General features: G+C 71.8%; 20 protein-coding genes. 7 read left to right on the top strand and 13 right to left on the bottom strand.

All coding sequences use genetic code 11. The features are described from left to right. The first annotated feature begins 45 nt into the window (after positions 1-45). A complete protein-coding gene (locus FCH28_RS09375; protein WP_136739311.1) occupies positions 46-1,215 on the top strand; it encodes a steroid 3-ketoacyl-CoA thiolase in 1,170 nt (389 codons plus the stop codon). A 212-nt stretch (positions 1,216-1,427) separates the two neighbouring features. Further along, positions 1,428-2,627, top strand: a complete 1,200-nt coding sequence (locus FCH28_RS09370) for an alpha/beta hydrolase family protein (protein ID WP_246102609.1) — start codon at positions 1,428-1,430, stop codon at positions 2,625-2,627. Between the two features lie 187 nt (positions 2,628-2,814). Here the strand turns inward: FCH28_RS09370 and FCH28_RS09365 are convergent, their stop codons facing one another. The 7 genes from FCH28_RS09365 to FCH28_RS09335 all read right to left on the bottom strand — a co-directional run bounded on the left by FCH28_RS09365 (position 2,815) and on the right by FCH28_RS09335 (position 11,146). Next, a complete protein-coding gene (locus FCH28_RS09365) occupies positions 2,815-3,477 on the bottom strand; it encodes an SUKH-4 family immunity protein (RefSeq protein ID WP_246102607.1) in 663 nt (220 codons plus the stop codon). An 81-nt stretch (positions 3,478-3,558) separates the two neighbouring features. After that, entirely contained in the window at positions 3,559-4,467 is a 909-nt protein-coding gene (locus FCH28_RS09360; protein WP_246102605.1) for an ECF transporter S component, read from the bottom strand. Next, positions 4,464-6,089: an ABC transporter ATP-binding protein gene (locus FCH28_RS09355; RefSeq protein ID WP_136739309.1), complete on the bottom strand. Its 1,626-nt coding sequence runs from the start codon at positions 6,087-6,089 to the stop codon at positions 4,464-4,466. Before FCH28_RS09355 ends, FCH28_RS09360 begins: the two co-directional genes overlap by 4 nt. Next, positions 6,086-7,378, bottom strand: a complete 1,293-nt coding sequence (locus FCH28_RS09350; RefSeq protein WP_246102603.1) for an energy-coupling factor transporter transmembrane component T — start codon at positions 7,376-7,378, stop codon at positions 6,086-6,088. The genes FCH28_RS09355 and FCH28_RS09350 overlap by 4 nt, the downstream gene beginning before the upstream one ends. Beyond that, positions 7,375-8,112 carry an SCO2322 family protein gene (locus FCH28_RS09345; protein ID WP_136739308.1) on the bottom strand — a complete coding sequence of 246 codons (738 nt, stop codon included), beginning with the start codon at positions 8,110-8,112 and terminating at the stop codon, positions 7,375-7,377. Before FCH28_RS09345 ends, FCH28_RS09350 begins: the two co-directional genes overlap by 4 nt. Beyond that, positions 8,112-9,491 (bottom strand): SCO2321 family membrane protein, encoded by a 1,380-nt coding sequence (locus tag FCH28_RS09340; RefSeq protein ID WP_136739307.1) that lies wholly within the window; start codon positions 9,489-9,491, stop codon positions 8,112-8,114. Before FCH28_RS09340 ends, FCH28_RS09345 begins: the two co-directional genes overlap by 1 nt. Before the next feature lie 482 nt (positions 9,492-9,973). Next, positions 9,974-11,146: a Strvi_7410 family MBL fold metallo-hydrolase gene (locus tag FCH28_RS09335; protein ID WP_246102602.1), complete on the bottom strand. Its 1,173-nt coding sequence runs from the start codon at positions 11,144-11,146 to the stop codon at positions 9,974-9,976. Positions 11,147-11,428: 282 nt separating this feature from the next. Here FCH28_RS09335 and FCH28_RS09330 point away from each other — a divergent pair, with 282 nt between their 5' ends. Both FCH28_RS09330 and FCH28_RS09325 read left to right on the top strand, forming a co-directional pair. Beyond that, positions 11,429-12,880 carry an aldehyde dehydrogenase gene (locus tag FCH28_RS09330; RefSeq protein ID WP_136739306.1) on the top strand — a complete coding sequence of 484 codons (1,452 nt, stop codon included), beginning with the start codon at positions 11,429-11,431 and terminating at the stop codon, positions 12,878-12,880. Beyond that, positions 12,880-13,113, top strand: coding sequence for a ferredoxin (locus FCH28_RS09325; protein WP_136739305.1), 234 nt, complete (start codon positions 12,880-12,882; stop codon positions 13,111-13,113). The genes FCH28_RS09330 and FCH28_RS09325 overlap by 1 nt, the downstream gene beginning before the upstream one ends. Positions 13,114-13,276: 163 nt before the next feature. On the opposite strand, the gene FCH28_RS09320 is transcribed toward FCH28_RS09325, so the two are convergent. After that, positions 13,277-13,918: a TetR family transcriptional regulator gene (locus FCH28_RS09320; protein ID WP_136739304.1), complete on the bottom strand. Its 642-nt coding sequence runs from the start codon at positions 13,916-13,918 to the stop codon at positions 13,277-13,279. 250 nt (positions 13,919-14,168) lie between these two features. Between FCH28_RS09320 and FCH28_RS09315 the strand changes: the two genes are divergently transcribed. From FCH28_RS09315 to FCH28_RS09305, 3 genes are all read left to right on the top strand, one after another. Then, positions 14,169-15,554, top strand: a complete 1,386-nt coding sequence (locus FCH28_RS09315) for a glycosyltransferase family 4 protein (protein WP_136739303.1) — start codon at positions 14,169-14,171, stop codon at positions 15,552-15,554. 127 nt (positions 15,555-15,681) lie between these two features. Beyond that, positions 15,682-16,671, top strand: coding sequence for a class I SAM-dependent methyltransferase (locus FCH28_RS09310; protein WP_246102601.1), 990 nt, complete (start codon positions 15,682-15,684; stop codon positions 16,669-16,671). Beyond that, the gene (locus tag FCH28_RS09305; protein ID WP_136739302.1) at positions 16,668-17,738 is read left to right on the top strand and encodes a prenyltransferase/squalene oxidase repeat-containing protein; all 1,071 of its coding nucleotides are present in this window, start codon (positions 16,668-16,670) and stop codon (positions 17,736-17,738) included. Before FCH28_RS09310 ends, FCH28_RS09305 begins: the two co-directional genes overlap by 4 nt. A 58-nt stretch (positions 17,739-17,796) precedes the next feature. Here FCH28_RS09305 and FCH28_RS09300 read toward each other — a convergent pair whose 3' ends face one another. The 5 genes from FCH28_RS09300 to FCH28_RS09280 form a co-directional block, all read right to left on the bottom strand. Next, on the bottom strand, positions 17,797-18,807 hold the full coding sequence (locus tag FCH28_RS09300; RefSeq protein ID WP_136739301.1) for an LLM class F420-dependent oxidoreductase: 1,011 nt from the start codon (positions 18,805-18,807) through the stop codon (positions 17,797-17,799). A gap of 149 nt (positions 18,808-18,956) precedes the next feature. After that, positions 18,957-19,844, bottom strand: a complete 888-nt coding sequence (locus tag FCH28_RS09295) for a DUF5336 domain-containing protein (RefSeq protein ID WP_136739300.1) — start codon at positions 19,842-19,844, stop codon at positions 18,957-18,959. Between the two features lie 272 nt (positions 19,845-20,116). Continuing rightward, complete coding sequence (locus tag FCH28_RS09290; protein WP_136739299.1) at positions 20,117-21,073, bottom strand: N-acetylmuramoyl-L-alanine amidase; 957 nt, start codon at positions 21,071-21,073, stop codon at positions 20,117-20,119. A 19-nt stretch (positions 21,074-21,092) separates the two neighbouring features. After that, positions 21,093-21,737 carry a class I SAM-dependent methyltransferase gene (locus FCH28_RS09285; RefSeq protein ID WP_136739298.1) on the bottom strand — a complete coding sequence of 215 codons (645 nt, stop codon included), beginning with the start codon at positions 21,735-21,737 and terminating at the stop codon, positions 21,093-21,095. Between the two features lie 144 nt (positions 21,738-21,881). Then, entirely contained in the window at positions 21,882-22,508 is a 627-nt protein-coding gene (locus FCH28_RS09280) for a hypothetical protein (protein WP_136739297.1), read from the bottom strand. Between the last annotated feature and the right edge of the window lie 156 nt (positions 22,509-22,664).

Below are 22,664 nucleotides of genomic sequence, written 5' to 3'. Positions count from 1 at the left end.
GGGTGCCGGGACGCCCCGCGGACGCAAGGAGAGGACGAGTCAGTCATGGCCGCGGAACCCGTCATCGTCGAAGCCGTACGCACCCCCATCGGTAAGCGCGGAGGCGCGCTCGCCAACCTCCACCCCGCCTACCTCCTGGGCGAGACGTACCGCGAACTCCTCGCCCGTACGGGCATCCAGCCCGACTGCGTGGAACAGATCGTCGGCGGCACCGTCACCCACGCCGGCGAACAGTCCATGAACCCCGCGCGCAACGCCTGGCTCACCATGGGCCTCCCCTACGAGACCGCGGCGACCACCGTGGACTGCCAGTGCGGGTCCTCCCAGCAGGCCAACCACATGGTCGCCAACATGATCGCGGGCGGCGTCATCGACATCGGCATCGGCTGCGGCGTCGAGGCGATGTCCCGGGTGCCGCTGGGTAGCGGCTCCAAGCACGGCCCCGGCAAGCCCTGGCCCGACGAGTGGAACGTCGACCTGCCCAACCAGTTCGAGGCGGCGGAACGCATCGGACGCAACCGGGGCCTGACCCGCGAGAACGTCGACTCCCTCGGGCTGATCTCCCAGGAGCGGGCGGCCGCCGCCTGGGCCGAGGAGCGCTTCAAACGGGAGACGTTCGCCGTCCAGGTCCCCACCACCGAGGAAGAGCAGGCCGCGGGCCAGGGCATGTGGCGGCTGGTCGACCGCGACGAGGGGCTGCGCGACACCACCATGGAGGGGCTCGGCGGCCTCAAGCCCGTCATGCCGACCGCCATCCACACCGCGGGCAACTCCTCGCAGATCTCCGACGGCGCCAGCGCGCTGCTGTGGGCCTCCAAGCGGATGGCCCGCGCCCTCAAACTCAAGCCACGGGCCCGCATCGTGGCCCAGGCGCTGGTCGGCGCCGATCCGCACTTCCACCTGGACGGCCCGATCGACGCCACGCGTGCCGTACTGGGCAAGGCCGGTATGTCGCTGAAGGACATCGACATCGTCGAAATCAACGAAGCCTTCGCATCCGTCGTCCTCTCCTGGGCGCAGGTCTTCGAACAGGACCTGGAGAAGGTGAATGTGAACGGCGGCGCCATCGCCCTGGGCCACCCGGTCGGAGCCACCGGGGCCCGCCTGATCACCACGGCACTCCACGAACTGGAGCGCAGGGACAAGGAGTTCGCCCTGATCACGATGTGCGCGGGCGGGGCGCTGGCAACCGGCACGATCATTCAGCGGTTGTAGCGGCGTCGTCCTGCCGAACTGAGGAAAACCACAAGAGAGTTGGGTGGAAACCCTCATACCGCGCGGCACAAGATCAACGTACCGTCGACGACATGACCAGAACTCACCGGAATTCATCCTTAGCGGGCGGGAATCTCGGGAATCGACGTGTATCGCGTGGCTTGGCCGCAGGTGCCGCCCTCCTGCTCGCAGCCCTCACGACAGCGCCCGCGGTGGCAGCACAGCCGGCCACCGCGGGGCATGCGGCCGAGCCGACCCCGGCAGTCGCCGCCACGGCGCGGGCGGAGCAGGAGCGCGGCACACTCCTCTCCATCGCCCCCCTCGGCAAGCAGAACCGCGCCGAAGTCATCGCCCAGGCAAAGGAGTCGGGCCTGGAATCCGGCACCGCCCGGCACGGCGTCGCGTCCTACCGCCTGACCTACCGCACCATCACACCCCAGGGCCGCCCCACCACCGCCTCGGGCCTTCTCGCTCTCCCCGTCGGCACCGACCGCCACCATCTGCCGCCCGTGGTCCACGCCCACGGCACCCTCGCCTACCGCGGCTACGCCCCCTCGGTCGCCGAAGGCCCCGACCGAGCGGTATCGGTGCTGTACGCCTCCGCCGGACGCGCCGCCGTCGCCCCCGACTACCTCGGTCTCGGCACCAGCCCCGGCCGCCACCCGTACATGGACGCCCGATCCTCGGCATCCGCCTCACTCGACATGCTCCGCGCCGCCCGCTCCGCGGCCCCGAAGCTCGGCGCCGGCCTCGACCGCAAGGTCTCCATCACCGGCTTCTCCCAGGGCGGACAGGTAGCCATGGCGCTCGCCCGCGAACTGGACGCCGGTGCCGACCCGCGCTCCCGCCTCGGCATGCTCGCACCGGTGGGAGGGCCTTTCGACCTCGACGGCAGCGAACTCCCCGGCATGTTCGACGGCCGAGTGGACCCGCAATCCGCCGTCTTCTACATCTCCTTCTTCCTCACCTCCCAGAACCGCCTCCACCTCCACCCGCTCTACAACCACCCCGGCGAGGTCTTCCGAGCGCCCTACGCCGACTACATCGAGGACCTCTTCGACGGCTCCCACCCGGCGGAGGACATAGCCGGCAAGCTGCCCGGCCGCCTCGAAGACCTGCTGACCGACACCTGGTACAAGAAGCTCCAGCACCCGTCCGGCGCGTTGCTGGAGGCCCTGCGCGCCAATGACCGCACCTGCGACTGGACCCCGGGCCGAGGAGTCCGCATCACCCTCTACACGGCCACCGGAGACCGAGACGTCCCCATAGCCGACTCCCAGAGCTGCGCCCGCGAGCTGGCCCAGCACGGAGCCACCCCCAAGATCGTCGATCAGGGCGCCGACGCCGACCACAGCACTTCGTTCTTCCGCTCGGTGCCGTACATAGCCCGGTCGCTCCCGGTCGCCCGCTGACCGGGCCGGGGAGACGCGCCAACCCAGAACCAGGAGGAGCCCGACCGCCCGGTGATGCGGTCACCCGGTGATGCGGTCACCCGGCCATGCGCTCACGCGGTTAGGTGCCGAGCCGGGTTCCTTGCCCCGCGGCGCGACGGGGCGGGGAGCCGGTGCCCTCAAAAGTCACAGGTCTCGGAACATCCCGTCACACACCGTCCCAGAAAGGTGAATCGTCAATCGCCGGATCGTGGTCCCGCATGTCCTCGCGCAACTTGGCGACTGCGGTGGCACGAACCTCGTGTTCGCTGGAAGCAAGTTCGTCGCAGCGCTCGGCTATGAGACCGAGAAGAACGGCTAGGTCGGGCAGTGACGAGGCGGCTTGGCCCTTGTAACCCGCGCCGTGGTCCCAGCCGTTGGGATCGTAGTGGTCGATTCCTCCGGACTCGCAGTCGAGCATCAGCTTCTGGTCCCCGCGAGTGCCGAACGAGAGGCAGAAGTTCTCAGGAGGTGACTCGTCGTCCGGGTAGCGATACCCGTACAGCTCGTCGGCATCGAAGAGATACAGCGCGTCGCCGTCTTCGCTCAGCAGGTCGGTGGAGTCGAAGTTGATGATGTCGATGTTGACAGCTGGGAACCCTGTGGTCGTCAAGAAGTCGCGGGTCCCCTGATGTGTGAGCTCCGCGGGCAGGTCGGCTGCGGCAGGTCGCCAGAGCGAGCCTTTGCCGAACCGGGCCTCCAGCCAGGCGGCGCTGGCCTCCGGCACCGTGTCATCCATCTCCGTCATCGCCGTACCCCTCTGGATATCGATCTGCCGTCTGTCGTCGGCCGTCTGCTGCTCGCGGAAGATCAGATCACAGGGGTCGGACAACGGTGTCCGCGCGGCGCCAACGACCGTCCCAGGCCCGGGCCAGGGCTACTGCTACCAGGGCCACAGATACCAGGGCCACGGCTACTGGGGATGCTGCTGGCCCCCGTGTTCGGGAGAGGAGGGGGCGGGGGCATGGGCAGAGGCAGGGGCGGGCGAGAAGGACACCGGGGCGTCGAAAGCGGCGCGGCGGGTCGCTCGGCGCAGGGCCTTGAGGACCGTGCCGCCCAGCGCGAAGGTCAGGAGCACGGTGACGACGGCTCGGGGGAGGTCCCAGCCGAGGGAGGTGGCGAGGCAGTAGGCGAGATAGCGTGCGAGGTTTTCGTCGAGCGGGTCGCCGGGGACGAAGGAGACTCCCGACGTCATACCGGCGATGTAGGGCCAGCCTTGGAGGTTCATGATGAGTCCGTAGACGACGGCCGCGACGGCTCCGTAGGCCGCGAGCATCACCAGTTCGCGGCGGCCGCGCAGCCGGTCGGGGCCGGGGAGCAGTCCCGCGCCCATCGACACCCAGCCCATCGTCAGCATCTGGAACGGCATCCAGGGTCCGACGCCGCCGGTCAGCAGAGCCGACGCGAACATCGCCACGGACCCCAGCACGAAGCCGAAGCCGGGGCCCAGCACCCGGCCGGCCAGCACCATCAGGAAGAACATCGGCTCAATGCCGGCGGTGCCCGCACCGAGCGGGCGCATGGCGGCGCCGGCAGCGGCCAGTACACCGAGCATGGCGATGGCCTTCGCGTCCAGACCGGTGTCGGCGATGGTCGCCACGACCACGGCGAGCAGCATCGGCAGCAGCGCGGCGAACAGCCACGGCGCGTCCTTGGAGTGTGCGAGACCGGAGGCGGAGTCGGCGAGCAGCGGCCAGCCGAAAGCCATCACGCCGATGGCCGAGACAAGAGTCAGCGCGGCGATGGAGCGTGGGCCGAGGCGCACGGCACGGGCCTGCCGGCGGGACGAGTCGGGCCCGGCGTCCGGGCGGTGCGAGGTCATGCCGTCCGCTCCAGGGCCCCTGCGACCTGGGGCACGGTCAGCCACGGCAGCGGGGCGAGGACCTTGGCGACCTGTGGGGCGAAGGAGGGGGAGGAGACAACAACCTCGTTGGTGGGGCCGTCGGCGACGATCTCGCCGTCCGCGAGGATCACGACACGGTGGGCCAGTTCGGCGGCCAGTTCCACGTCATGGGTGGCCAGGACGATGGCGTGTCCGTCGGCGGCCAGCCCGCGCAGCACCTCGGTCAAGCGGGCCTTGGCGGCATAGTCCAGGCCTCGGGTGGGCTCGTCGAGGAGGAGCAGCGGCGGGCGGGCGGTCAGGACGACCGCCAGGGCGAGGGCGAGCCGCTGGCCCTCGGAAAGATCGCGGGGGTGGACGGAGTCCGGGACGTCGGGCAGCAGCCGTGTGACCAGATCGCGGCAACTGCCGGCGGGGGCGCCCGCGTCGTGGTCGGCGGCGGTGCACTCGGCGGCGACGGTGTCCGCGTAGAGGAGATCGCGGGGTTCCTGGGGGACGAGGCCGACGTGCCGCAGGAGGGTGCGCGGGCCGGTGCGGTGCGGGGTGACGCCATCGACGCGGACCGTCCCGGAGGAGGGTTCATGCATGCCGACCAGCGTGGAGAGGAGGGTGGACTTGCCCGCACCGTTGCGGCCCATCAGCGCCATCGTCTCGCCCGGCTGGAGAGTGAGGTTCACCCCGTGGAGCGCGTCGGCGCGACCCCGGCGGACGCCGAGCCCCGAGGCCACCACGGAGGGCGTGGCGGAGGGGCGGGCAGGGGCGGCCCGGTCTGCTGCGGGCGGGGTGATGTCCTCCAGGCGGCTGCGGAGCGGCGCGGCCTTGCGGCGGGCGTCGCGTACGGAGAGCGGGAGCGGGGACCAGTCGGCCAGCCGGCCGAGGGCGACGACCGGGGGGTGCACCGGCGAGACGGCCATGATCTCGGCGGGGTCGCCCATCATCGGGGCCGCGCCCGGGGACGGCAGCAGGATCACCTGGTCCGCGTACTGGACCACCCGCTCCAGACGGTGTTCGGCCATCAGGACCGTCGTCCCGAGGTCGTGCACCAACCGCTGGAGCACCGCCAGCACCTCCTCCGCGGCGGCCGGGTCCAGCGCCGACGTCGGCTCGTCCAGGACGAGGACCTTGGGGTGTGTGGTGAGGACCGAGCCGATCGCCACCCGCTGCATCTGGCCGCCGGAGAGCGTGGCGAGAGCACGGTCGCGCAGGTCGGCCAGGCCCAGCAGATCCAGGGTCTCCTCGACGCGGCGGCGCATCACGTCCGGGGCCAGGCCGAGCGACTCCATGCCGTAGGCGAGCTCGTCCTCGACGGTGTCGGTGACGAAGTGGGACAGCGGGTCCTGGCCCACGGTGCCGACGACATCGGCGAGTTCGCGCGGCTTGTGCGTGCGGGTGTCGCGGCCGTCGACGGTGACCCGGCCGCGCAGGGTGCCCCCGGTGAAGTGCGGTACCAGCCCGCAGACGGCGTTCAGAACGGTCGACTTGCCGACGCCGGACGGGCCGACGAGGAGACACAACTCGCCCTCGGGAACGGTCAGGTCGATGCCCTGCACCGCGGGCGCCGAGGCGTCCCCGTAGGTGACCGAGACCTGCTCGAACCGAATCACTGGCTGGACTCCTTCTTGCCCGGATCGAGCGGATCGAGCGGATTGAGGGGAGAGGGGGGACCGACGGGGGCGGGGTGATCGAGGGGGCGGAGGGAACCTGGCGGATCCAGGCGAGCGGTGCGACCGGGGGAACGGCCGCTGCCGGGCCGCGTCCCGCTACCCCCGTCCGGCGGCCGCGGCGCAACGAACCCCGGCAGCAGGCCGATGAGGACGGCGGCGGCCGGCCAGAGGGGCAGCACCGGGGAGGTGAGGGGGACCGCCGGCGGGTGCAGTGCCGCGGACGCGTGGTCGTTGGCCCAGATCATCAGCGCCGCGACGGCGATACCGGAGCCGGCGACCAACCAGGCGCGCACACCCCACCGTTCGGGCCGGTAGCGGCTGCGTACGGAGCGCCGGCCGCCTAGCCACAGCCCGGCGAGTGCCGCGGCCAGTCCCGCGAGCAGCAGCGGCAGCCCGTAGCCGCCGCCCGCGTCGCCCAGCAGCCCGTACGTCCCGGCGCAGACGCCGAGCAGCCCGCCGAGGGTGAGAACGGAGGTGGTGTGCCGTACGGCAGGCGGCACTTGGGCGGTCCGGCCGTAGCCGCGTGCGTCCATCGCCGCGGCCAGCGCGACGGAACGCTCCAGCGCGCCCTCCAGCACCGGCAGCCCGACCTGGAGAAGGGCCTTGAACCCGCGGTCGGGCCGGCCGCGCAACCGCCGGGCGGCGCGCAGCCGCTGGACGTCGGCGACCAGGTTCGGCGCGAAGGTCATGGCGACGACGACCGCGACGCCCACCTCGTACAGCGCTCCGGGCAGGGACTTCAGCAGCCGGGACGGATTGGCGAGCGCGTTGGCGGCACCGACGCAGATGAGCAGGGTGGCCAGTTTCAGACCGTCGTAGAGGGCGAAGACCATGCCCTCAGTGGTGACCCGGCCGCCGATCCGGACGCCCTTCGCCCAGTCGGGGAGCGGGACTTCGGGGAGTGTGACGAGGGTGTGCGTACCCGGGATCGGCGAGCCGAGGACGAACGCGAAGACGAGCCGGATGGCGATCACGACCAGTCCGAGCCTGACGAACGCCCCGTACGAGCGGGCCCAGGGCGCGTCCGTACGGCGCGCCGCGACGACATAGCCGGCGACGCCGACCAACAGCCCGAGCAGCAGCGGATTGGTGGTGCGGGAGGCCGCGGTCGCCAGCCCGAGCGCCCAGAGCCACCAGGCGCCGGCGTGCAGCGCGTTGGCCCGGGTGGCCTGCGGGGTGCGTGGGGCGCGGGGCGTGCGTGGGGCGCGGGGCGCGCGTGGGGTGCTCATCCGCGCCGGCGGTGAGCCTGCCACACGGCGGCCGCGCCCAGTACGGCGACGGCCGCGATGCCGCCGAACAACCCCGCGGACGGGCCTCCGCCGCCCCCGCCATCGGCCCCGTCAGCCCCGCTGTCGGCGTCGCCATCCGAAGGGGCATCCGAAGCCGCACCCGGCGACGCACCCGAAGACGCATCCGACGACGCCCCCGCCGACGAGGACGACCCCCCGCCCCCGCTCACCTCATCCGCGCACCCCGCCTTCGGATAGCCCGCGATACCGCACAGCAGCGAGTTGGAGTCGTAGCGCAGCGACCGCGTGACACCTGCCAGCGCTTCGGCCGCCGACGCGTCCTCCGGCACCCGGGCGCACGCCGTCCGGGTCTTGGGCGGCGTCTCGCCCCGGGGCGCGTCCGCCGCGGTGCCGAAGTCGATGACGACTCCGATCCGCTTGGTGCCGCCCTTGGCGGGCGTGCCCCGGCATATCGCGTCGAAGTCGGCGGCCGCGCGCGGTTTGCCGGCCGCGGCGGAGTCGGCGCTGACGGTGAACCGGAAGCCCTCGACGGCGCCGTCGGACGGCCGCAGCGTGCCCGGCCCCTCGCTGGCGTAGGCCCACGAGCTGCCGTTGCCGCCACCGCCTTGCCAGAAGGACCAGTAGCGGTACTCCTGCGCCTGCGCGGGCGCGGCGGCGAGGCCGGTGACCGCACCCGTCAGCAGCAGCACACCAATGCCCCTGGTACGCCGCATCACAGCCCGTTCTTCTTCTTACGGCCGCTCAGCAGAAACCCGATACCGGCGCCGATGGCGAGCCCGACACCGATGACCCACCACACCCCGATGCCGCCCTCGCCGCCCTTGCTGTCCTTCTCCGGCGACGCGGACGGCTCGGCGCTGCCGGCCGGCTTGGGGCCGGTGGCGTTGAGCGCGGCCACCAGGTCCGTGCCCCCGAAGGAGCGCGGGTCAGTGTCGGTGGCGTGTGCGACCAGCACCAACTGGGCGTACGCGGCCGGGCCGTTCTGCTTCGCCCAGTCCGCGGAGTTCTTCTCCAGCCACTTCAGGGGCTTCTGGGCGGCGGCGCCGTGCGAGCCGGCGGCCAGCGCCACGACGGCGTCCGCGGTGTTGCCGACATCGGGCTGCTTCTCCGCACCCGGCATCGCGGACGGCAGATGCTGGCCGTTCTTGTCGAGTTGCGCGACGAGATAGGCGGCGCCGGCGTCCGCCGCCTGCGCCGGACCGGTCGCACCGCCCTTGCCGTCCTCGCAGCTCAGCGGCTTGACGGGACGGTCGGCGCCGGTGCCGCCCGGGGCGACGACAAAGCCCTTGCCCAGCGCGCCGGTCGCGGCGGCCGCGGTGGCGTCGGCGTTCGGGGCCAGCGCGTCCTTCTGCGGCTGGAAGGCGAACGCGCCACGCTCCCCGTCCTCGGCGTCGCAGCCCAACTGGAAGCTCAGCAGCGCGTCATACGGACTCCGACCGCTCTGCCCGTCCTCACCGCTCTTGCGGCTCTTGCCGCTCTCACCGTCCTTGCCGTCCTCCGCGCCCTTCTCCGAAGCCGCCGTCGCCGTCACCGCCCCCGGCTTCTCGCTCGTCGCGGCGAGCGCGCCGATCACCACCGCGGTGGAGTTGGCATCGCTCGGCGAGCCGGGTATCGAGCTCCAGCCGCCATCGTCGTTCTGTACGGACTTCAGCCAGGTCACGGCCTTCTTCACGGCCTCGCCATGCCCGCCGACCGCGGCCAGCGCCTGCACCGCGGCGCCCGTCTGGTTCGTGTCCCGCATCGTCTTGGCGTCGCAGGGCTTGCCCGGGTCGGCGCGAAAGGCGGCGAACGAGCCGTCGGCGCACTGCTGCCCGGCGAGCCAGTCGACGGCCGACGCCGCCGGCCGCACCTGGACGGTGTGCTGCGCGAGCAGCGCGAGGGACTGCCGCCACACCCCGTCGTACTGCGGGTCCTTGGTGCCGTACAGCCCGTCGGGCAGCTTCTTGGGCGCGGGAGTGTCCGCGTACGCGGCGGGGGCGCCCATCAGCGGGGCCGCGCCCAGCACCGCCACGGCCGTCAGCGCCATGGCGGCGCGGCGCGCCAGGAAGGCGACGGAACGCGTCGGACGGGCCTGGTGGGCCAAAGAAGCCATGGAAGCCAAAGAAGCCGTGGAAGCCAAGGAAGCCATGGGGGCCATGCGGGCCATCGGGTCGGTGCCTCTCGGGTCGGGTCGCGGCGGTGGTACGCAGCCGCGCTCGGCCGACCGGCCGCGTGGCGATCGCCGGATCGTACGCGGTGGCACCGGGCTCGGCTCCGTATACCTCGACGGTGCCGCGCACCGGCCGTCCGCAGCGGCGGCGGTTCCGGTGGCGGGAGCCTTGGTCGTGCCCCAGCGGGTGCTCCGGCTCGTACGGCCAAGTGCGCGGTGCGCGGAGGGCCGTCCTCACGGATGGGGGTGCCCCCGGGCTCGAGCGGAGCCGAGAGCTGGGGGGGAGGGTCAGCGCCGGATTTCCACCGGCTTCCCCCGATCGGACACGAATGAAGTTGTCCCGCACACCTTAACCGGCACCCGTCCTGGCCCGGAGTCCGCAGGTGCGGAGCCGGGACGCGACGCCCGCCCCCGACGTCACGGCGTCACACCGCCCGGTACAGCGCCGGATCGGACCCCGGCACCAGCTCCGCGTGGCCGAGTTTCACCAGGTGGCGGAGGTGGGCCTCGGCTTCCGAGACGGCGATGTTCCGGGACCCGTAGGGGATCTGTTCCCAGGGGCGGTTCCACTCCATGGATACGGCGAGCTGCCATGGCGTGAGCGGTTCGCGGAGCAGTGCTCTCAGTCCGGACAGCCGCTCTTCATGGTGAGCGGTGAGCTCGCGTACCCGTCCGTCCGCGCCGGTGAACGCATGCTGATGCGCGGGCAGTACCTCGGCGGGGGCGAGCCGGCCGATCCGCTCCAGGGACTCGAGGTAGTCCCCGAGGGGGTCCCCCCTGCTCGAACGAAGTTGAGAGCTTGGGGGAGGATCGGTGACCGTGGCACTGTCCGGGTCCTCGTACAGCCCGATGTGCGGGGTGATGCCCGGCAGCAGATGATCACCGGAGAAGAGCCGCCCGAAGCCGGCGGGCCGGCCCGCGAGCCGCTCGGCGCCGGCGCCCCTGCCGGTGGCTTCCCCGACCCTCCCCGGATGCTGTTCCTCCAGATGCAGGCACACATGCCCCGGCGTATGACCCGGCGTCCAGATCGCGCGCAGTCGCCGCCCCGGCACATCGAGCAGCTCACCGGGGCCGATCTCCCGGTCCGGCAGCGCGGCCCGCCGTCCGGGCAGCGAGCGGCCGCCGCCTTTGGCACGCGCCTTCCGCAGTGGCGCCAGGTGGTCGTCCGGAGCCCCGGCGGTCGCGAGCTTGGCGATCAGGAAGTCCAGCCACTGGCCCGGCTCGGCCTCGCGGGTGCGGAGGACCAGGGCCGTGTCGGCGGCGTGCATGGCGATCCACGCGCCGGACGCCTCCCGCACCTTGGCCGAGAGGCCGTGATGGTCGGGGTGGTGGTGGGTGATCAGGACGCCGTGCAGCTCGGTGAGGGCGAAGCCGCAGGCGTCGACGCCCGCGACGAGGGTGTCCCAGGAGTCCGGATCGTCCCACCCGGTGTCGATGAGCACCGGTCCGCGGTCGGTTTCCAAGAGGTGGACGAGGGTGTGCCCGAGCGGGTTGTCCGGGATCGGGACGGCGATGCTCCACACCCCGCCCCGGTGGTCGATCACCTGTGGCGCCCCGCCCCCGGACGTCCCGGCCTCTGTCATCCCGGCCTCTGGCATCCCGGTCCCCTCTCGATGTGGCGGACGACCCGCTCTCGATGTGGTGGACAACCCGCTGCCCGCACCGGTCCGTCCGCACCCTCACTATAACTAGAACGAGTTTCAATGCGCACTGAAGTGGCCCAGCCTGCCAACCCCTTGCCGTTCGACCGTCATTCGGCCGCACCCCGTGGACTCCTGCAACTAGAACTGGTATCAGTTCCTGATGGCTGAGCAATCCTGACGTAGCGTCAGCGAGCTGCGTTCAGAAATCCCATCCGGAACCGTCGGGAGGCGGCAGCGATGAGCGACCTCGTCGAGCACGGAAAGCTCTACATAGGCGGTGAGTTGGTCGATCCGGCCGGCCGCGACACGATCGAGGTCGTCTCACCGCACACCGAACAGGTCATCGGCCGCGTCCCCCACGCCTCGCGGGCCGACGTGGACCGTGCGGTGGCCGCCGCCCGTACGTCCTTCGACTCCGGGGTCTGGGCGAACGCCCCGTTGGCCGACCGGATCGCGGTGGTGACCCGCATCAAGGACGCCTTCGCGGTGCGCAGCGAGGAGATCGCCAGGGTCATCAGCTCCGAGAACGGCACCCCGTACACCTCCGGCGTCATGGTGCAGTCGCTGGCCGCGATGCTGGTGTGGGAAGCGGCGCTGACCGTGGCCCGCGACTTCCCCTTCGAGGAGCGACGGACCGGGATCCTGGGGCCGCTGCTGATACGGCGCGAACCGGCCGGGGTCGTCGCGGCCGTCGTGCCGTGGAACGTCCCGCAGTTCACCGCCGCCGCCAAGCTGGCCCCCGCGCTGCTGGCCGGCTGCTCGGTGGTGCTGAAGGTGTCGCCGGAGACCCCGCTGGACGCGTATCTGCTCGCCGAGATCGCGACCGAGGCCGGGCTGCCCGAAGGGGTGCTGTCGATCCTGCCGGCGGACCGGGAGGTGAGCGAGTACCTGGTCGGGCACCAGGGCGTCGACAAGGTGTCGTTCACCGGCTCGGTCGCGGCCGGCAAGCGGGTCATGGAGGTCGCGGCCCGCAATCTCAGCCGGGTCACCCTCGAACTCGGCGGCAAGTCCGCTGCGGTGATCCTGCCGGACGCGGACCTGGACGCGGCGGTGGCCGGCATCGTGCCGTTCGCCTGGATGATCAACGGCCAGGCGTGTGTGGCCCAGACCCGGATCCTCGCGCCGCGGTCCCGCTACGACGAGATCGCCGAACGGTTCGCCGCGGCGGCCGGTGCGCTCACCGTCGGCGACCCGCTGGACCCGGCCACCGAAGTGGGCCCGCTCGTCGCCCGCCGCCAGCAGCAGCGGTCCCTCGACTACATCGCGCTCGGCCAGCAGGAGGGCGCCAAGGTCCTCACCGGCGGCGGCAAACCGAAGGACCGGACCACCGGCTGGTATGTCGAGCCGACGCTCTTCGGCGACGTCACCAACTCCATGCGGATCGCCCGTGAGGAGATCTTCGGCCCGGTCATCTGCCTGCTGCCGTACGACGACGAGGCGGAGGCGGTACGCATCGCCAACGACTCGGACTACGGCCTCTCGGGCTCCGTATGGACCGCCGATATCGATCACGGCGTCGACATCGCGCGGCAGGTGCGCACCGGCACGTACTCGGTGAACACCTTCAGCATCGACATGCTCGGCCCGTTCGGCGGCTACAAGAACTCCGGTGTCGGGCGGGAGTTCGGCCCCGAGGGCTTCGGTGAGTACCTGGAGCACAAGATGATCCATCTGCCGGCGGGTGCCTGATGGGTGACCGCTGGCGGGTGGAGGTGGACCGGAGCGTCTGCATCGGGTCGGGGATGTGCGTGGGTGCGGCCCCGGACGACTTCCGGCTGGACGCCGCCCGGCAGTCGCACCCGGTCGAGCCCGAGGCGGACGCGGCGGAGAGCGTGCTGGCGGCGGCCGAGGGATGCCCCGTGGAGGCGATCAGCGTCACCGTCGCGGACAGCGGGGAGGCGGTGTTCCCGCCGGAGGAGTGAGGCGCGGGAGGGAGCCTTCAGGGGTGGTCGAACGGATCCCCTAGGGGGCGCTCGAACGGATCCCCTAGGGGATCGGACGGCCCCTTGCAGACCAACTACCCGTGCTGGTGGTGAAGTTAACGGGACGCGTCGGCCGCCCTCGATGGGACGGGTCGGCCGCCCCTCAACGGGACGGGCCGGCCGTTCCCGGCGCCGTCACGTCGATCAATCGGCAGACCGTCTCGATGTCGATCTTCACCTGTGCGATCGACGCCCGCCCCGACAACCAGGTGATCAGTGCCGAGTGCCAGGTGTGCTCGATGACCCGGACCGCGGACAGCTGCTCCGGGGTGGGCGGGCCGTCCAGCCCCATCGCGTCCAGGATGATCGCGGTCGTCAGCCGGGAGACGGTGTCCACCTCGGGGCTGACCGACCGGTCGGCGAAGGTCAGCGCGCGCACCATCGCGTCCGCCAGATGCGGCTCGCGCTGGAGCGCCCGGAACGCCCGCATCAGGGTCTGTGCCACCCGCGCGCCCGGGTCCTCCTCCGACGGCGGCCGCTTGCGCAGCGTCTCGTGCATGTGCTGGAGCTGGTCCTGCATCGTCGCGACCAGCAGATGCACCTTCGAGGGGAAGTAGCGGTAGAGAGTGCCGAGCGCGACGCCCGACGACTCGGCGACCTCCCGCATCTGTACCGCGTCGAAGCCGCCACGGCTGGCCAGCCTGGCGCTGGTGTGCAGGATGCGGCGGCGCCGGGCCTCCTGACGCTCGGTCAGGGGAGGACTCGCGGGAAGCGCCGACTTGGCCGCCTTGGATTCCGTAGTCATGTGTCCCATTAGGTGGCATTCCGTCCGCGATGGGGTGAGTGCCGGTCGTGTGATCGGCACAGCATGGCAGGGCGTCGGGTGGTGGCGCGAATCACCTGGCGCGCCTCTGTTCCCCTCCTCCTCGGCCGGTAGATTCGAAGCTTCCCGAACTGATCAGTAGCCGAGCGTCGGCCGATCAGTTCTGAAACTTGTTCTAGATTACCGCCAGCGGTTACGCTCCGGCGAACGTCCAGTGAGAAGGGGGCCGAGCGTGACCGCAGAGGCCGTCCAGGCAGCCGCGCCTCGCCCCGCAGAGGCCCCCGCTGCCGCCGCCCCGGCAACCGGCGACCGGCCCCTGCGCATCGCGATGCTCACGTATAAGGGGAACCCGTTCTGCGGCGGGCAGGGCGTCTACGTACGCCACCTCTCCCGCGAACTGGCCCGCCTCGGCCACACCGTCGAGGTGATCGGCGCCCAGCCCTATCCCGTCCTCGACGACGGGGTGACGCTGACCGAGCTGCCCAGCCTCGACCTCTACCGCCAGCCCGACCCGTTCCGCACACCCAAGCGCGGCGAGTACCGCGACTGGATCGACGCCCTCGAAGTCGGCACGATGTGGACCGGCGGCTTCCCCGAACCGCTGACGTTCTCGCTGCGTGCCCGCCGCCACCTGGCCGCCCGCCGCGGCGAGTTCGACGTCGTACACGACAACCAGACCCTCGGATACGGACTGCTCGGCGGCCCCACCGCACTCGGCGCCCCGCTCGTCACCACCATCCACCACCCCATCACCGTCGACCGGCGCCTCGACCTCGACGCCGCCGACGGCTGGAAGCGCCGCGCCTCCGTCCGCCGCTGGTACGGCTTCACCCGTATGCAGAAGCGCGTCGCCCGCCGGCTGCCGTCCGTCCTCACCGTCTCCGGCTCCTCCCGCCAGGAGATCGTCGACGACCTCGGCGTGTCCGAAGACCGCATCCACGTCGTCCACATCGGCGCCGACACCGACCTCTTCTCGCCCGACCCGTCCGTGGCCGAAGTACCGGGCCGGATCGTCACCACCTCCAGCGCCGACGTGCCCCTCAAGGGCCTGATCCACCTCGTCGAGGCGCTCGCCAAGGTGCGTACGGAGAACCCCGACGCGCATCTGGTGGTCGTCGGCAAGCGCGCCGACGACGGTCCGGTCGCCGCCGCCATCGACCGGCTCGGCCTGTCCGGCGCCATCGAGTTCGTCAAGGGCATCAGCGACGCCGAACTCGTCGACCTGGTACGCAGCGCCGAGATCGCCTGCGTCCCCTCCCTCTACGAGGGCTTCTCGCTGCCCGCCGCCGAAGCGATGGCCACCGCCACCCCGCTGCTCGCCACCACCGGCGGCGCCATCCCCGAGGTCGCAGGACCCGACGGCGAGACCTGCCTCGCGGTGCCACCGGGCGACGCGGAGGCCCTCGCAGCCGGACTGCTCCGCCTCCTGGGCGACGCCACGCTCCGCCGCCGCCTCGGCGAGGCCGGCCGGCAACGGGTCCTCGCCCGCTTCACCTGGCGGCAGGCCGCCATCGGCACAGCGGACCGCTACCGCCAGGCCATCGCCCTCCGGACCGACCAGACCGCGGCCCGCACCAGGGGCGCCGCGCCCGCGCCGCGCACCGCCGGACGCGTCTAGTGCGCGGCCCGGCCCCGACGGCGGCCCAGGCCCCGACCTCGCATCCCGCCGGGCATCCCCGGAGCCCCGCCCGCCGCCCTTCCCTCAGCCACCACCGCCATGAACCGCCGGACGAAAGCAGAACGCCGTGCTGACCGTCGACTTTTCCCGTTTCCCGCTCGCCCCGGGCGATCGCGTACTCGACCTGGGCTGCGGCGCGGGCCGGCACGCCTTCGAGTGTTACCGGCGCGGCGCGCAGGTCGTCGCCCTCGACCAGAACGGCGAGGAGATCCGCGAGGTCGCCAAGTGGTTCGCCGCGATGAAGGAGGCCGGCGAGGCGCCCGCGGGCGCCTCCGCCACCGCCATGGAGGGCGATGCGCTGGCCCTTCCGTTCCCGGACGCCAGCTTTGACGTCGTCATCATCTCCGAGGTCATGGAGCACATCCCGGACGACAAGGGTGTGCTCGCCGAAATGGTGCGCGTGCTGCGCCCCGGCGGCCGGATCGCCGTCACCGTCCCGCGCTACGGCCCGGAGAAGATCTGCTGGGCGCTCAGCGACGAGTACCACGAGGTCGAGGGCGGCCATATCCGCATCTACCGCGCCGACGAACTCCTCGGCAAGATGCGCGAGGCCGGCCTGGAGCCCTACGGCACCCACCACGCGCATGGCCTGCACAGCCCCTACTGGTGGCTGAAATGCGCCTTCGGGGTGGACAACGAGAACGCGCTGCCGGTGAAGGCGTACCACAAGCTGCTGGTCTGGGACATCATGAAGAAGCCGCTGGCCACCCGGCTCGCCGAGCAGGCGCTCAACCCACTCATCGGCAAGAGCTTCGTCGCCTACGCCACCAAGCCGCACCTTCCGGAGGCGGAGGCGGAGGCGACCGGGGCGGACGCCGAGGACCACGCGGAGGACCAGGCCGGCGACGAGGCCGGGGACCAGGCCCGGAAGGCCGCCACGGACGCGAAGCCCGCGGCCAAGCGGGCCGCGAAGCCCGCCGCCAAGGCCCCCAGGAAGCCGGCGAAGAAGGCCACCGCATCCACCACCAGCTCCGCCGCCGCCAGGACTTCGGCCGAGTCCACCGCCACGAAGCCGGCCAAGTCCGCCTCCTCGTCCCGCTCCGGGGCCGCCAAGTGACGACTCCCGGGCGTACCGAACGGCTGGTCCTGCCGGGGGTGCTCACCGCCGAAGAGGCGGCCCGTACGGTCGCGGGCATCGCGGCGACCCAGCGCGAGGACGGCGCCATCCCGTGGTTCCGCGGCCACCACCTCGACCCGTGGGACCACACCGAGGCCGCCATGGCCCTGGACGCGGCCGGCGAGCACGAGCGCGCCGAGGCCGCGTACGACTGGCTGGTGCGGCATCAGAACCCGGACGGCTCCTGGTACGCGGCCTACGACGACGGGGACGCCGAGGCGCCCACCGACCGCGGCCGCGAGACCAACTTCTGCGCGTACATCGCGGTCGGCGTCTGGCACCACTACCTGTCCACCGGCGACGAGACCTTCCTCGACCGCATGTGGCCCGCCGTGTACGCGGCGATCGAGTTCGTCCTCGACCTCCAGCAGCCCGGCGGCGAGATCGGCTGGAAGCGCGAGGACGACGGCACCCCCGTCAACGACGCGCTGCTGACCGGCTCGTCCTCCGTCTACCAGGCGCTGCGCTGCGCGCTCGCGCTCGCCGAACAGCGCGAGGAACCGCAACCCGACTGGGAGCTGGCGCTCGGCCGCCTCGGCCACACCATTCGCCGCCACCCCGAACGGTTCCTGGACAAGTCCCGCTATTCCATGGACTGGTACTACCCGATCCTGGGCGGCGCGGTACGCGGCGCGGACGCCGTCGCCCGTATCGACGCGGAGTGGGAGAACTTCGTCGTGCCCGGCCTGGGTGTGCGCTGTGTGCTGCCCAACCCCTGGGTCACCGGCGGCGAGAGCGCCGAACTGGCGCTGGCGCTCTGGGCGATGGGGGAGTCCGAACGGGCCGTCCAGATCCTCAAGTGGATCCAGCATCTGCGTGCCGAGGACGGCATGTACTGGACCGGCTACGTCTTCGACGACGACGCGATCTGGCCCCGCGAACTCACCTCCTGGACGGCCGGCTCCCTCCTCCTCGCGGTGGCCGCCCTGGGCGGCGACGAGGCCACGACGTCGGTCTTCGGCGGCGAGGGCCTCCCGACCGGGCTCGACCCGGACTGCTGCCGGTAGGCACCCACCCCACCGGCAGACACCGCCCCTGCCGGTGGGTGTCCTTCGGCTCCGCCAGTCAGGAGTTGAGCTCCGCCAGTACGCGCAGCGTATGCGGATCCGGGGCGGTGACCAGGAGGTCGGTGACCGGTCCCGAGCGCCACAACTCCAGCCGCTCCGCGATCCGTTCGCGCGGGCCGACCAGCGAGATCTCGTCGGCGAAGGCGTCCGGCACGGCGCGTACGGCTTCCTCCCTGCGGCCCTCGAGGAAGAGTTGCTGTACGCGCCTCGCCTCCTCCTCGAAGCCCATCCTGGCCATCAGATCGGCGTGGAAATTCTTGGCCGCATGCCCCATGCCGCCGATGTAGAAGCCCAGCATGGCCTTGACCGGCAGCAGCCCCTCGGCGACGTCGTCGCAGACCACGGCACGTGCCATCGGAGCGATACGGAAGCCGTCCGGGGCGTCCGCCAGCGACGCCTGGTAGACGTCGGTACGCATCGGTGACCAGTACAGCGGCAGCCAGCCGTCCGCGATCCGGGTCGTCTGAGCGATGTTCCTGGGGCCCTCCGCGCCCAGCAGGACGGGCAGCCCGGCGCGCAGCGGGTGGGTGATGGGCTTGAGGGGCTTGCCGAGGCCGGTGCCGTCCGGTCCTCGGTAGGGGTGCGGATGGAAGAGGCCGTCGGCCTCCACCGGCCCTTGCCTGCGGAGCACTTGACGGATGACGTCGACGTATTCGCGGGTCGCGGTCAGCGGGCTCTTCGGAAACGGCCGCCCGTACCACCCCTCGACGACCTGGGGGCCGGACAGGCCGAGGCCGAGCATCATCCGGCCGCCGGAGAGATGGTCGAGGGTGAGCGCGTGCATCGCGGTGGCGGTGGGGGTGCGGGCGGCCATCTGCGCGATGCCGGTACCCAGTGTGATCCGGGAGGTGTGGGCGGCGATCCAGGTGAGCGCGGTGAAGGCGTCCGAGCCCCAGGCCTCCGCGGTCCATACGGAGTCGTAGCCCAGGCGCTCGGCCTCTTGGGCGAGTTCGAGGTGCCGGGGGTCGGGGCCGCGGCCCCAGTAGCCGAGTGCCAGACCGAGTCGCATGGACGGATCCCGCCTCTCTCGGAAAGCAATTCTGATGGGTAGTCAGATAGCTGCGTCCGGCGAACTGTACGACCCGGTCGTAAACAGCGCAACGGCCCCCCGCCCGCGAGGGGCGAGGGGCCGTGAAAAGGACCGCTGTGCGTCCGGGATCAGCCGCGCTGGATACCGGTGGTGTCCTGCAGGACGCCGCGCCGGCCGTCCTGGGTCTGTGCGATCAGGGCCTGGCCGCGCTGCTCCACCGCGAGGTACCAGGTGCCGGGCGCCAGTTCGGCGATCGGCGACGGCGAACCGTCCTCGCCGTAGAGGGGGCGCGCGACGGGCACCGCGAACCAGAACGGCGCGAAGTCCGAGGGCGTACCGCCCGCCGGGGAGGCACCCGCCGGGGCACCGCCCGCCGGCGCGGCACCCTGGGCGCCACCGGCCGTGCCGCCGGCCGGAGCCGGCTGACCGCCGTAGCCCGGCTGGCCCGGCTGTCCGGGCTGCCCCTGCTGCGGCTGGCCGCCCGGGTAGCCGTAACCCTGGGACGGCTGCTGGCCACCGGGGTAGCCGTAACCCTGGTTGGCGTTCGCGCCGTACGGGGAGGCGGCCGGCTTCGGGGCGCCGACCAGCGCGACCTTCAGCGCGGGCACCAGCGGAGTGGCCACCGCGGCGCCGGCCAGGATCAGGGCGGCGATCAGGCCGACGATGATGCCCGCGCCGGCGCCGTCGCTGTTGACGATCCACCAGAAAGCGGTCCAGGCCACGAAAAGGGTCAGCGCGGTGCCGACCTGGTCGAGCTCGAAGATGCCGAACTTGCGGGGCTGCGGCAGCGCGCGGGCGATGACGATCAGCGCGGCCGCGATGACGCCCGCCAGATACATGGTCATCACCAGGGGAAGGGCGTCCCAGGCGTTCGGGCCGGAGGTCGACGGCGGGCAGTACTTGCCGATGCACTCGTTGTCGCCGGACGAGTAAAGGGGCAGGAACGAGGCGATGAACAGCAACACCGCTGCTCCGATCACCACGCCGTCGCCTCTAGTGAGGGAGCGGATGTTCACGTAAAGGTCCTTTGTCGGTTTCGAGGAACTGGTCGTCGCTATCGCTGGCGCGCGGTGCGAGGCACGGCGGGGCCCTCCATCGTAAAGGGGAACCTATCGCCGAGTCCGCCGGGCCGTCTTCTTGATATCGACAGGTTTCGCCGGGTGCATCGACGGGCCTATTGGTGCCCGTATACGTGGCTTCACACGTGCCCTTATACGTGCGCGTATGGGTGGGTGTGGCAGGGCGGGCGGCCGTGACTGTCGTGGTCGAGCCGGGCCGGCGACCTGGCTCACCGTGTCAGGAAGTCCGCAATGCCCTCGGTGATCCCGCGTGCCGCCTTTTGCCGCCACTGTGCGTCCGTCAAATGCGCCGCATCCTTCGCGTCGCGCATATTGCCGCACTCGATGAACACCTTCGGCACCGTGGACAGATTGAGTCCGCCGAGATCGGAGCGAACGTCCAATCCCGTGCCGCCACCGACGTAATTGGACGGCGCACTTCCGGTCACCGCCACGAACCGCCCCGCCAGCCGCTCGCCCAACTCCCGTGACGGCGGCACGATCGGCGACGTGTCCGCCGCGCCGGCCCGGACGCGCGCCGGGAGGATGACATGGAAGCCGCGGTTGCCGGTGCCCGAGCCATCGGCGTGGATGGAGACCGCGGCGTCGGCGTGGGCCTTGTTCCCGATGGTGGCGCGCTCGTCCACGCACGGCCCGTAGGGGCGGTCGCCGTCCTGGGTGAAGACGACCTTGGCGCCCTGGTCCTGGAGGAGGGCACGGGTGCGGCGGGCGACGTCCAGGGTGAAGGCGGCCTCGGCATAGCCGTCGTTGGTGGCGGTGCCGGTGGTGTCGCATTCCTTGCGCTCGTTGCCGATGTTCACCAGCCGGGCGATCTCCCGGGCATGGTCGCGGTTGCGTGGATTGTGACCGGGGTCGATCACCACGGTCTTTCCCTTGAGGCTGCCGTGTGGGTTCCCCTTGTGGGAGTCGCCGCCAGGAGGGGCCTGGTGGTCCTTGGGACCCTTGGAGTCGGGGTCCTTGGGCTCCTTCGACTCCTTGGAGTTCCCGCCGGCGCCGCCGCTCGCCGCCGCACCCGGCGGCGCGGCCCCCGACGGCTCGCCGCCGGCGCCGCTCAGCGGCCGCCAGACCAGCCAGCCCGCGGCACCCGCGACCACAAGGGCGACGAGCGCGATGACGAGGGTGCCGCGCAGGCGGCGGTGCGGGGGGAAAGTGCTGCCGTTCGACACGTCCGCGATGGTAGCCCGCTCAGATTCCGGGGCCGGTGCGCCGCAGCACGTGCAGCGAGCGGTGCGCGGAGATCTCGGTGAAGGCGCCGGACTCCAGGGCCCTGCGGTAGACGCGGTACGGGGCCTGGCCGCCGTCCGCCGGGTCCGCGAACACATCGTGGATGACCAGCAGACCGTCGGCCGCGACATGCGGGGCCCAGCCCTCGTAGTCGGCGGTGGCGTGCTCGTCGGTGTGCCCGCCGTCGATGAAGACCAGCCCCACCGGCGCCCGCCAGAGGGCCGCGGCCTGCGGCGACCGTCCGACCAGGGCGATCACATGCTCCTCCAGGCCCGCGGCGTGCAGGGTGCGGCGGAACGTGGGAAGGGTGTCCATCCGGCCGACCTCGGGGTCGACGACCGTCGGATCGTGGTACTCCCAGCCCGGCTGCTGCTCCTCGCTGCCCCGGTGGTGGTCGACGGTGACGGCCATCACGCCGGCCTCGCGCGCGGCGTCGGCCAGCAGGATCGTGGAGCGCCCGCAGTAGGTGCCGACCTCGACCAGCGGCAGCCCCAGCGCGCCCGCCTCGGCGGCCGCCGCGTACAGGGCGAGGCCCTCGTCGGCCGGCATGAAGCCCTTGGCCGCCTCGAAGGCGGCGAGAATCTCCGGCTTGGGTGCCGCGGCCATGGCGTCCTCCTGGTCGTACGGGGTGTGGGCGCCCCCATGGTGCCGCATACGTCCGGCGGGGCGATGGGGGCCCCTGCCTGGGGGTCCCGGTTCGAGCGGAGTCGAGAACTTGGGGGAGGGCCCGCGGGCCCGGGAACCTCGGCCTCAGCTGATGAGGTCCGCCACCTGGATGTAGCCCGAGGGCCGCTCGTGCTCCCCGAACCAGAGGTGCGCGGCGCGGGAGCGGGCGACCTCGACCAGCAGGGTGCCGTAGTGGCGGGAGGCGAACACCGGGATCCCGATGCGGTAGCGGCGATCAGCCACGCCCGGAAGGCCGGACCGGTCCTGGACGATGAGCGGGGACAGCGCCCGGTCGTGCTTCTTCACGCCCTCGATGGGGCACAGCTCGAGGCTCAACAGCCGGTGTCCCGTGTTGTTCGGCTCCTGGTGGCACCAGAACAGGCCCGCCGCTTCGAGCGAGGCCCACGGTATGACCACATGCCCCTTCTCGTTGTGCCGCCACCAGACGCCGGTGGCGTCGAAGGCCAGGTACATGTGCCGGTCCGCCCATCCGGACCATGCCATGAATACGGCGGTTGCGCCGAGTACGAGGAACCAGAGCACCGAGAAGATCCACATCGCGATGCCGTATTTCCCGTAGATGAAGCCGGGGAGCGGCATCGCGAGTCCGAGGAGGGCGGCCGCGATGGCGCCGCGCTTGGTCTGTCGCCACCGCTGCTTGCCGAAGGGGAACAGGGCGGCGTCAGGGGCGGGGGAGTGTCCGGGGAGCATACGGGGAGTTTAGGAACCCGAGTTGGCCCGTCCCGAGGTGGGGCGGGGGCGGGTATCCAGGGGTGGGTGGGGCGGGGAAGGCGTTCCAGGCTTTCTGGCTTTCTTCCTGACCGGCATTTTTTTTGACTGGCCGTCAGGGAAGCCTTTCGTCGAAGT

Source organism: Streptomyces piniterrae, assembly GCF_005048155.1.
Classification (GTDB): Bacteria; Actinomycetota; Actinomycetes; order Streptomycetales; family Streptomycetaceae; genus Streptomyces; species Streptomyces piniterrae.
The sequence above is the reverse complement of the archived record's forward strand: the minus strand, read 5'-3'. Positions and strand labels throughout refer to the sequence as shown.